Source organism: Streptomyces anatolicus (assembly GCF_019400875.1).
In the GTDB taxonomy this organism is placed as follows: domain Bacteria; phylum Actinomycetota; class Actinomycetes; order Streptomycetales; family Streptomycetaceae; genus Streptomyces; species Streptomyces anatolicus.
In genome coordinates this window covers 1-10062 of record NZ_WMBF01000224.1, presented here as the reverse complement: position 1 = coordinate 10062, position 10062 = coordinate 1, and the positions used below count along the sequence as shown (strand labels likewise).

General features: G+C 70.0%; 10 protein-coding genes. 3 read left to right on the top strand and 7 right to left on the bottom strand.

Features of this window, described 5'->3' with window-relative positions:
• Positions 1–462 (top strand): UDP binding domain-containing protein (locus tag GKQ77_RS19800; protein WP_308117718.1); only part of this gene is annotated, 462 nt, incomplete at its 5' end.
• A gap of 102 nt (positions 463–564) precedes the next feature.
• Here the strand turns inward: GKQ77_RS19800 and GKQ77_RS19795 are convergent.
• The 4 genes from GKQ77_RS19795 to GKQ77_RS19780 all read right to left on the bottom strand — a co-directional run bounded on the left by GKQ77_RS19795 (position 565) and on the right by GKQ77_RS19780 (position 4901).
• Positions 565–1689: a GuaB3 family IMP dehydrogenase-related protein gene (locus tag GKQ77_RS19795; protein WP_219690256.1), complete on the bottom strand. Its 1125-nt coding sequence runs from the start codon at positions 1687–1689 to the stop codon at positions 565–567.
• 111 nt (positions 1690–1800) lie between these two features.
• Positions 1801–3318, bottom strand: coding sequence for an IMP dehydrogenase (gene guaB / locus GKQ77_RS19790; protein ID WP_219690255.1), 1518 nt, complete (start codon positions 3316–3318; stop codon positions 1801–1803).
• 129 nt (positions 3319–3447) lie between these two features.
• Positions 3448–4023 carry a sigma-70 family RNA polymerase sigma factor gene (locus tag GKQ77_RS19785; protein ID WP_219690254.1) on the bottom strand — a complete coding sequence of 192 codons (576 nt, stop codon included), beginning with the start codon at positions 4021–4023 and terminating at the stop codon, positions 3448–3450.
• A gap of 266 nt (positions 4024–4289) precedes the next feature.
• Positions 4290–4901 (bottom strand): response regulator transcription factor, encoded by a 612-nt coding sequence (locus GKQ77_RS19780; protein WP_003948568.1) that lies wholly within the window; start codon positions 4899–4901, stop codon positions 4290–4292.
• Between the two features lie 388 nt (positions 4902–5289).
• On the opposite strand from GKQ77_RS19780, the gene GKQ77_RS19775 reads away from it, so the two are divergent.
• Complete coding sequence (locus GKQ77_RS19775) at positions 5290–5628, top strand: WhiB family transcriptional regulator (protein ID WP_219690253.1); 339 nt, start codon at positions 5290–5292, stop codon at positions 5626–5628.
• 90 nt (positions 5629–5718) lie between these two features.
• On the opposite strand, the gene GKQ77_RS19770 is transcribed toward GKQ77_RS19775, so the two are convergent.
• The gene (locus tag GKQ77_RS19770) at positions 5719–6615 is read right to left on the bottom strand and encodes a LysR family transcriptional regulator (protein WP_219690252.1); all 897 of its coding nucleotides are present in this window, start codon (positions 6613–6615) and stop codon (positions 5719–5721) included.
• A gap of 118 nt (positions 6616–6733) precedes the next feature.
• On the opposite strand from GKQ77_RS19770, the gene GKQ77_RS19765 reads away from it, so the two are divergent.
• Positions 6734–7507 carry an SDR family NAD(P)-dependent oxidoreductase gene (locus tag GKQ77_RS19765; RefSeq protein WP_219690251.1) on the top strand — a complete coding sequence of 258 codons (774 nt, stop codon included), beginning with the start codon at positions 6734–6736 and terminating at the stop codon, positions 7505–7507.
• A gap of 266 nt (positions 7508–7773) precedes the next feature.
• Here GKQ77_RS19765 and groL read toward each other — a convergent pair whose 3' ends face one another.
• Together groL and groES are read right to left on the bottom strand one after the other, a co-directional pair.
• Positions 7774–9402 (bottom strand): chaperonin GroEL, encoded by a 1629-nt coding sequence (gene groL / locus GKQ77_RS19760; RefSeq protein ID WP_219690250.1) that lies wholly within the window; start codon positions 9400–9402, stop codon positions 7774–7776.
• Positions 9403–9539: 137 nt separating this feature from the next.
• Entirely contained in the window at positions 9540–9848 is a 309-nt protein-coding gene (gene groES, locus GKQ77_RS19755) for a co-chaperone GroES (protein ID WP_017239619.1), read from the bottom strand.
• Positions 9849–10062: the final 214 nt, after the last annotated feature.

Sequence of the window (10062 nt, the reverse complement as noted above, 5' to 3'; positions counted from 1 at the left end):
CCCCTGGACATCCCCAACCCGTCCCGCGGCGCCCGCCCCCTGCGCATGGTCGAGCTGGCCCAGCAGGTCAACGACCGCATGCCCCAGTACGTCATCCAGCGCTCGGCGACCCTGCTCAACGAACACGGCAAATCCGCCCGCGGCGCCCGCGTCCTGCTCCTCGGCGTCACCTACAAGCCCGACCTCGCCGACCAGCAGGGCGCCCCCGCCCAGGAAGTGGCGACCCGCCTCATGGAGCTGGGCGCGGCCGTCAGCTACCACGACCCCTACGTCCCCCACTGGAACATCCTGGGCCGGCCCGTCCCGCGCGCGGACTCCCTCTACGAAGCGGCCGCCGACGCCGACCTCACGATCCTGCTCCAGCACCACCGCACGTACGACCTGCAAGGCCTGGCCGTGAAGGCCCAGCTGCTCCTCGACACCAGGGGCGCGACCCCGGCGGGCGCGGCCCACCGGCTTTAGCCACGCGCGTTCAGCCACGCGCCTTTAGCCACGCGCGCGTGAAAGGGCCCGGACGCTTCCGCGTCCGGGCCCTTTCACAACGTCACACGCTCAGCGCCAACGTCACCGCTTGTGCTGCGCGTCCGCGACCGTCACCTCGACGCGCTGGAACTCCTTCAGCTCGCTGTAGCCCGTCGTCGCCATCGCGCGGCGCAGCGCCCCGAAGAAGTTCATCGAGCCGTCCGGGATGTGCGAGGGACCGGTGAGGATCTCCTCGGTCGTGCCGACCGTGCCCAGGTGGACCTTCTTGCCGCGCGGCACGTCCTCGTGGACGGCCTCCATGCCCCAGTGGTGGCCCTTGCCGGGCGCGTCCGTGGCGCGGGCCAGCGGGGAGCCCACCATCACGGCGTCGGCGCCGCACGCGATGGCCTTGGGCAGGTCGCCGGACCAGCCCACGGCACCGTCGGCGATGACGTGGACGTACCGGCCGCCGGACTCGTCCATGTAGTCCCGGCGGGCGGCGGCGACGTCGGCGACGGCGGTGGCCATCGGCACCTGGATGCCCAGGACGTTGCGCGTGGTGTGCGCGGCGCCGCCGCCGAAGCCGACCAGGACGCCCGCGGCTCCCGTGCGCATCAGGTGCAGGGCGGCGGTGTAGGTGGCGCAGCCGCCCACGATGACCGGGACGTCGAGCTCATAGATGAACTGCTTCAGGTTCAGCGGCTCGGCGGCGCCGGAGACGTGCTCGGCGGAGACGGTGGTGCCGCGGATCACGAAGATGTCCACGCCGGCGTCGACGACGGCCTTGGAGAACTCGGCGGTGCGCTGCGGGGAGAGCGCGGCGGCGGTGACCACACCGGAGTCGCGCACCTCCTTGATGCGCTGCCCGATGAGGTCGGCCTTGATCGGGGCCGCGTAGATCTCCTGGAGGCGGCGGGTCGCGGTCTCCGCGTCCAGCTCGGCGATCTCGTCGAGCAGCGGCTGCGGGTCCTCGTACCGCGTCCAGAGGCCTTCCAGGTTCAGGACGCCGAGGCCGCCCAGCTCACCGATGCGGATGGCCGTCTGCGGCGAGACGACGGAGTCCATGGGGGCCGCCAGGAAGGGCAGCTCGAAGCGGTAGGCGTCGATCTGCCACGCGATCGAGACCTCCTTCGGGTCGCGGGTGCGCCGGCTCGGTACGACGGCGATGTCGTCGAAGGCGTACGCGCGGCGGCCGCGCTTGCCGCGCCCGATCTCGATCTCAGTCACGTTGTGGGGCCTTTCCCTCTTGGTCTGCCTGTCCAGTATCCCCGACACACACGGAAGGGGCGGCCCCGGTGAGCCGGGACCGCCCCTCCACGCGCGCGTGGAGCCGGAAGACTACTTGTGACGGCTGTAGTTCGGCGCCTCGACCGTCATCTGGATGTCGTGCGGGTGGCTCTCCTTGAGACCCGCGGACGTGATGCGCACGAAGCGGCCGTTGGCCTGGAGGTCGGGGACGGTGCGTCCGCCGACGTAGAACATCGACTGGCGCAGACCGCCGACCAGCTGGTGGACGACGGCCGAGAGCGGGCCGCGGTAGGGCACCTGGCCCTCGATGCCCTCGGGCACCAGCTTCTCGTCGGAGGCGACGCCCTCCTGGAAGTAGCGGTCCTTGGAGAAGGAGCGCTGGTCACCGCGGGACTGCATGGCGCCGAGCGAGCCCATGCCGCGGTAGGACTTGAACTGCTTGCCGTTGATGAACATCAGCTCACCCGGGGACTCCTCGCAACCGGCGAGCAGCGAGCCCAGCATGACCGTGTCCGCGCCGGCGACGAGCGCCTTGGCGATGTCTCCCGAGTACTGCAGGCCGCCGTCGCCGATGACCGGGACACCGGCCTCCTTGGCGGCGAGCGACGCTTCGTAGATGGCCGTCACCTGCGGCACGCCGATACCGGCGACGACACGCGTCGTACAGATGGAGCCGGGGCCGACGCCGACCTTGATGCCGTCGACACCGGCGTCGATGAGCGCCTGGGCGCCTTCGCGGGTGGCGATGTTGCCGCCGATGACGTCGACGCCGGGGGCGTCGGACTTGATCTTGGCGACCATGTCGCCGACCAGGCGGGAGTGGCCGTGCGCGGTGTCGACGACGATGAAGTCGACGCCCGCGGCGACCAGCGCCTGGGCGCGCTCGAAGGCGTCACCCGCGACACCGACGGCGGCGCCGACAAGGAGTCGGCCCTCCCCGTCCTTGGCGGCGTTCGGGTACTTCTCGGCCTTGACGAAGTCCTTGACCGTGATGAGGCCCTTGAGGACGCCCGCGTCGTCGACCAGCGGAAGCTTCTCGATCTTGTGGCGGCGCAGCAGCTCCATGGCGTCCACGCCGGAGATGCCGACCTTGCCGGTGACCAGCGGCATCGGCGTCATGACCTCGCGCACCTGGCGGCTGCGGTCGTTCTCGAAGGCCATGTCGCGGTTGGTGACGATGCCGAGCAGCTTGCCCGCCGCGTCGGTCACCGGGACACCGCTGATGCGGAACTTCGCGCAGATCGCGTCGGCCTCGGCGAGCGTCGCGTCCGGGTGCACCGTGATCGGGTCGGTGACCATGCCGGACTCGGAGCGCTTGACCAGGTCGACCTGGTTGGCCTGGTCGGCGATGGAGAGGTTGCGGTGCAGCACGCCGACGCCGCCCTGGCGGGCCATGGCGATCGCCATGCGGGCCTCGGTGACCTTGTCCATCGCGGCCGAGAGCAGCGGGACGTTCACTCGCACGTTCTTCGAGATGTACGAGGAAGTGTCGATCTGGTCGGGCGCCATGTCCGACGCGCCCGGCAGCAGCAGCACGTCGTCGTAGGTCAGCCCGAGTGTCGCGAACTTCTCGGGCACCCCAGTCGAAGAACCGCTGTTTGCAGTCATGACACCTTCCCCAAATGGCCTTGATCGGTGCGGATGTCCATGCTAACGGGAACGAAGGGTGTCTCATTCCACGATCAAGATCATCGGCAAGCTTTGTACGTTCGTACGTCTCTCTGTCTTCGCCTGCGGTTACTGCTCGGCGAGCGCCCGCAGCCGGCTCAGCGCCCGGTGCTGGGCCACCCGCACCGCCCCCGGGGACATCCCCAGCATCTGGCCGGTCTCCTCGGCGGTGAGGCCGACGGCGATCCGGAGCAGCAGCAGCTCGCGCTGGTTCTCCGGGAGGTTGGCGAGGAGCTTCTTGGCCCACTCCGCGTCACTGCTGAGCAGGGCGCGCTCCTCAGGGCCGAGCGAGTCGTCGGGCCGCTCGGGCATCTCGTCGGAGGGCACGGCGGTGGAGCCGGGGCGGCGCATCGCCGCGCGCTGGAGGTCGGCCACCTTGTGCGCGGCGATCGCGAAGACGAACGCCTCGAAGGGGCGCCCGGTGTCCTTGTAGCGCGGCAGGGCGAGCAGGACGGCGACGCAGACCTCCTGCGCCAGGTCCTCCACGAAGTGGCGGGCATCACCCGGCAGCCGGGAGAGCCGGGCGCGGCAGTAGCGCAGCGCGAGGGGGTGCACGTGTGCGAGAAGGTCGTGCGTGGCCTGCTGGTCGCCCTCTACGGCGCGAAGGACGAGGGCACCGATCACCGTCGTCTTGTCATCGCGCATCGGTCCATGGTGCCTTGGTGGCGACTGATCTGCGGCACCGCGTCCGTAGTTGTGCACTGAAGCGTTATGAGCAGGTGCGCCGGAACTCATCTCCTGCGCCCTCCCCTCCCGCTCGATCGACTCGTCCCCGAGGAACTCCACACCTCAAGGATGCGGCATCGGCCGCGAAGCGGCGGCAACCGCTCCCGAGGAGGGGCGCCGCGGGCGCCGGTCACCCCGCCCACCGGTCGGCGGGCGGGGAGCGCCGGGCCCCCGCTGCGACACACTCAGCGGACCAGGCCCCAGCGGAATCCGAGCGCCACCGCGTGCGCCCGGTCCGAGGCGCCGAGCTTCTTGAAGAGGCGCCTGGCGTGCGTCTTCACCGTGTCCTCGGAGAGGAACAGCTCGCGTCCGATCTCCGCGTTCGACCGGCCGTGACTCATGCCCTCGAGGACTTGGATCTCCCGCGCGGTGAGCGTGGGCGCGGCGCCCATCTCGGCCGAGCGCAGTCTGCGCGGGGCGAGCCGCCACGTCGGGTCGGCGAGCGCCTGCGTGACCGTCGCGCGCAGCTCGGCGCGCGAGGCGTCCTTGTGCAGATAGCCGCGGGCACCGGCGGCGACCGCGAGCGCGACCCCGTCGAGATCCTCGGCGACGGTGAGCATGATGATGCGCGCACCGGGGTCGGCGGAGAGCAGCCGCCGGACGGTCTCGACGCCGCCCAGGCCGGGCATGCGTACGTCCATCAGAATCAGGTCCGAGCGGTCGGCGCCCCAGCGGCGGAGGACTTCCTCGCCGTTGGCCGCCGTCGTCACGCGCTCGACACCGGGCACGGTCGCGACCGCGCGGCGGAGCGCCTCTCGGGCAAGCGGGGAGTCGTCGCAGACGAGGACGGATGTCATGACTGTCCTCCGCGGCTCTCACAGCTGCTGCGCGTCACCTTGAGCCTCCAGGCTGGTACATATTCGTCACCTGTGCGGTTGACGCTCTCGGACACCTGCCCGAGCGCTTCTTCTTTCAACCGCCTCGCACTCTCAACGACGGTCACCCGAAAGAGTTACGGGGCAGTCAGCCATCTTCGGCACTCTACGTGAGGGCGCGGACACAGCGCAGAGCGTGCGGGACACCCTCAAGGTTTCATCACAAGCTATGCCCCATTTAGCGCCTTTTCTTCCCTTTTATCGGTGTCTGTGGCTAGATTCGCAATGAGTCATATTTTCATCTCCTTAGACAGTAGATGTACGGTCATGGGCACCGACCCGCGTCAGAACGGCTTCAAGGGGACCAGCAATGGCAGATTTCTCCCGCCTTCCCGGACCGAACGCAGATCTGTGGGACTGGCAGCTCCTCGCGGCCTGCCGCGGGGTGGACAGCTCGCTCTTCTTCCATCCGGAGGGCGAGCGGGGCGCGGCGCGCAGCGCACGAGAGAACTCCGCCAAGGAGGTCTGCATGCGGTGCCCGGTGCGCGCGGAGTGCGCCGCTCACGCGCTCGCGGTGCGCGAGCCGTACGGCGTATGGGGCGGACTGACGGAGGACGAGCGCGAGGAGCTGATGGGGCGGGCGCGCAATCGCCTGGTGACGGCGGCCGCGTCGGCCTCACCGGCCGGGAGAACCATCACGCACCCCTGAGACGCCGCGCCATCTCCCTGAAGGAACGTTTCTGCACATGCCCGGACGGGCGGTTGTCCGTCAGCACATGCCCGGACGGGCGGTTTTCCGTCAGCGCGCCGCGGCTCGCGCGAGATGGTCGAGGGTGGCGGCGACGGCCGGCACCTGCGCCAGATCCGGCAGCGTGAGCGCGACGATCTCCCGCCGCACCGCCGGCTCCACCGTCACCGTACGGGCGCCCCTCGGACGCACCGACTCGATCGCGAGTTCGGGCAGCACCGCGACCCCCAGGCCCGCCCCGACCAGGCCGATCACCGCCGGATAGTCGTCGGTCGCGAAGTCGATCCGGGGCGCGAAGCCCGCACTCTCACAGACCTCGACCAGCTGCCTGCGGCAGCGCGGGCAGCCCGCGATCCAGGGTTCGTCGGCGAACTCCCCGATGGTGACCGCGTCCGCCTCCGCGAGCCGGTGCCCCTCGGGGACGAGACCGACGAGCCGGTCCGCGAGCAGGGGCCGTACGACGAGGTCGTCCCACTCCTCCGCCGCGGACGCGCCGTCGTACCGGAACGCCAGCGCCACATCGCAGTCGCCCTCGCGCAGCATCTCCACCGAGCGCGGCGGCTCGGCCTCCACGAGCGAGACGCGCGTACCCGGATGGGCCGCGCGCAGCGCCGCGAGGGCGCAGGGCACCAGCGTCGAACTGCCGCTGGGGAAGGAGACGAGCCGCACCCGGCCCGCGCGCAGGCCCGCGATGGCGGCGACCTCCTCCTCGGCGGCGGTGAGCCCGGCGAGAATGCCCGCGGCATGCCTGACCAGGGCCTCGCCCGCCTGCGTCAGGCGCATCTCACGGCCGGTGCGGATCAGCAGCGGGGTGCCCGTGGAGGATTCGAGGGCCTTCATCTGCTGACTCACGGCGGGCTGGGTGCAGCCCAGCTCGCGGGCCGCGGCCGAGAAGGAGCCGGTGGCGGCCACGGCGCGCAGGACACGGAGATGACGGGCCTCGATCATGGTTCGAGCATAAGCGAAGCTTGGGCTCCGCGCGAAATGTCGCGTAGTACCTTTGGGTCGCACTTCGGGTCGCACTTCGGGGCGCGCTTCGGGTCGCGCCGGTCACTAGCCTTGGCCCATGACTACGGCTCTGATTACGGGATCCACCGCGGGCATCGGCGCCGCCTTCGCGCGCCGCCTCGCCGGTGACGGCCACAACCTCGTCCTGGTGGCGCGCGACACCAAGCGGCTGCGCGAGCAGGCGACCGAACTGCACGACCGGCACGGCATCGAGGCGGAGGTGCTCACCGCCGACCTCGCGACGGACGAGGGCATCGAGGCCGTCGAGAAGCGGCTTTCGGACCGCAGGGACGCGGTGGACCTGCTGATCAACAACGCCGGGTTCGGCAACAAGGGCCGGTACCTGGAGGTGCCGATGGCCGACGAGCTGACCATGCTCAAGGTGCACTGCGAGGCGGTGCTGCGGCTGACGTCGGCGGCCACGGAGGCGATGCGGGAGCGCGGCCGTGGCGGTGTCGTGAACGTCGCCTCGGTCGCCGCCTTCGTGCCGCGCGGCACGTACGGCGCTTCGAAGGCGTGGGTCGTGCAGTTCACGCAGGGCGCGGCGAAGGACCTCGCGGGCAGCGGGGTGCGGCTGATGGCGCTCTGCCCCGGCTTCGTCCGTACGGAGTTCCATGAGCGGGCCGGGATGGGCACGGCCAACATTCCCGGCTGGATGTGGCTGGACGCGGACAAGCTGGTGGCGGCGGCGCTGGCCGACTTGGCGCGGGGCCGGACCGTTTCCATCCCTGATCCGCGCTACAAGGCCCTGATGGGCCTGGTGAAGGTGACGCCGAGGGCCCTCCTGGGAGGCGTCACGTCTCGCACGGGGCGCAAGTACGGGCCTCAATAGGGTCTTTTCTGGCGGGCGGTCGCGTCTGCCGGGCTGGTCCGCCCTGTCAGGTGCGGATCTGTTCTTGGCTGGTCGCGCAGTTCCCCGCGCCCCTAACGGGGCGCACCACTGGCCCCGTCAGGGGCGCGGGGAACTGCGCGAGGACGGACCACGGCCCGCACCCGGCAACGCGGACCAACCCGGCAGACGCACCCCCGAAAAAGCCGAGGCCCGGCTTCCCGCAAGTAGGGGAAGCCGGGCCTCGGCGCGTTCAGAGAGAGCGCACGTCAGTGCGAGTGACCGTGGCCGTGGCCGTGGCCCGCGTCGCCCTCGTCCTCCGCCGGCTTCTCGACGACCAGCGTCTCGGTCGTCAGCAGCAGCGAAGCGATCGACGCGGCGTTCTCCAGCGCGGAGCGCGTGACCTTGACCGGGTCGATGACGCCGGCCTTGACCAGGTCGCCGTACTCGCCGGTCGCGGCGTTGAAGCCGAAGCCCTTCTCCAGCTCGGCGACCTTGGAGGTGATGACGTAACCCTCGAGGCCGGCGTTCTCGGCGATCCAGCGCAGCGGCTCGACGGCGGCGCGGCGGACGACGGCGACACCGGTGGCCTCGTCGCCCTCCTTGCCGAGGTTGCCCTCGAGCACCTTGACGGCGTGGACCAGGGCGGAGCCACCACCGGAGACGATGCCCTCCTCGACCGCGGCGCGGGTCGCGGAGATGGCGTCCTCCAGACGGTGCTTCTTCTCCTTCAGCTCCACCTCGGTGGCGGCGCCGACCTTGATGACGCAGACGCCGCCGGCCAGCTTCGCGAGGCGCTCCTGGAGCTTCTCGCGGTCCCAGTCGGAGTCCGTGGCGTCGATCTCGGCCTTGATCTGGGCGACGCGGCCCTCGACGTCGGCCTTGTTGCCGCCGCCGTCGACGATCGTGGTGTCGTCCTTGGTGATGGTGACGCGGCGGGCGGTGCCGAGCACGTCCAGGCCGACCTGGTCGAGCTTGAGGCCGACCTCCTCGGCGATGACGGTGGCACCGGTGAGGGTGGCCATGTCGCCGAGCATCGCCTTGCGGCGGTCGCCGAAGCCGGGGGCCTTCACCGCGACGGCGTTGAAGGTGCCGCGGATCTTGTTCACGACCAGGGTCGAGAGGGCCTCGCCCTCGACGTCCTCGGCGATGATCAGGAGCGGCTTGGAGGAGTTGGCCTGGATGACCTTCTCCAGCAGCGGCAGCATGTCCTGGATGGAGGAGATTTTGCCCTGGTGGATCAGGATGTACGGGTCGTCGAGGACGGCCTCCATACGCTCCTGGTCGGACACCATGTACGGGGACAGGTAGCCCTTGTCGAAGGCCATGCCCTCGGTGAAGTCCAGCTCGAGGCCGAAGGTGTTGGACTCCTCGACGGTGATGACACCGTCCTTGCCGACCTTGTCCATCGCCTCGGCGATCAACTCGCCGACCTGCGGGTCCTGGGCCGACAGACCGGCGACGGCCGCGATGTCGGCCTTGTCGTCGATCGGGCGGGCGGTGGCGAGCAGCTCCTCGGAGACGGCCGCGACGGCGGCGTCGATGCCCTTCTTCAGGGCGGCCGGGGAGGCGCCGGCGGCGACGTTGCGCAGGCCTTCCTTGACCAGGGCCTGGGCGAGCACGGTGGCGGTGGTGGTGCCGTCACCAGCGATGTCGTTGGTCTTGGTCGCCACCTCCTTCACCAGCTGGGCGCCGAGGTTCTCGTACGGGTCCTCGACCTCGACCTCACGGGCGATGGTGACGCCGTCGTTGGTGATGGTCGGGGCGCCGAACTTCTTGTCGATGACGACGTTGCGGCCGCGGGGGCCGATCGTCACCTTGACCGTGTCGGCAAGCTTGTTGACGCCGCGCTCAAGGGCGCGACGGGCGTCCTCGTCGAACTTCAGGATCTTCGCCATGGGAGCGATTCAGCCCTCTCGAAAACTCGGGTGAACGAACCGCGCCCCTCGCCGCCCGGCAATCAGCGGGGTGACCAGGGGCGCAGCTCAAAAAGCAAATCTGCTGGTGAAGCAGGTGATGCAGGTGAAGCGGTGAATTACTTCTCGACGATCGCGAGCACGTCGCGAGCCGAGAGGACGAGGTACTCCTCGCCGTTGTACTTCACCTCGGTGCCGCCGTACTTGCTGTACAGCACGATGTCGCCGGTCTTCACGTCGAGCGGCAGACGCTCGCCGTTCTCGAAGCGGCCCGGGCCCACGGCCAGGACGACGCCCTCCTGGGGCTTCTCCTTGGCGGTGTCCGGAATGACCAGGCCGGAGGCCGTGGTCTGCTCGGCGTCGAGCGGCTGGACCACAATGCGGTCCTCGAGCGGCTTGATGGCAACCTTGGAGCTGGTGGTCGTCACGATCCGGTCTCCCCCTTCGGAGATCTCACGGGGTTAACAGTCTTAGGTGTGGCGACCAGGTGGATCCGTCGTCGCGGGTGCCGGACCTGCCCGTCGCTGTTGGCACTCTCCAACGGGGAGTGCCAGGAGCGAGACTAGGACGGCGGTTAGCACTCGGTCAAGCGGAGTGCCAATCGGCTGCGCCTGGCTTTACGGGGGTGGGGTGCCCCTGGGC

What these genes read in the sequence shown, in the direction of transcription:
- GKQ77_RS19780 (WP_003948568.1), bottom strand. Translation starts at nt 4,901, where the DNA reads ATGACATCCGTCCTCGTCTGCGACGACTCCCCGCTTGCCCGAGAGGCG.
- groL (WP_219690250.1), bottom strand. Translation starts at nt 9,402, where the DNA reads ATGGCGAAGATCCTGAAGTTCGACGAGGACGCCCGTCGCGCCCTTGAG.
- GKQ77_RS19770 (WP_219690252.1), bottom strand. Translation starts at nt 6,615, where the DNA reads ATGATCGAGGCCCGTCATCTCCGTGTCCTGCGCGCCGTGGCCGCCACC.
- GKQ77_RS19765 (WP_219690251.1), top strand. Translation starts at nt 6,734, where the DNA reads ATGACTACGGCTCTGATTACGGGATCCACCGCGGGCATCGGCGCCGCC.
- GKQ77_RS19775 (WP_219690253.1), top strand. Translation starts at nt 5,290, where the DNA reads ATGGCAGATTTCTCCCGCCTTCCCGGACCGAACGCAGATCTGTGGGAC.
- GKQ77_RS19785 (WP_219690254.1), bottom strand. Translation starts at nt 4,023, where the DNA reads ATGCGCGATGACAAGACGACGGTGATCGGTGCCCTCGTCCTTCGCGCC.
- guaB (WP_219690255.1), bottom strand. Translation starts at nt 3,318, where the DNA reads ATGACTGCAAACAGCGGTTCTTCGACTGGGGTGCCCGAGAAGTTCGCG.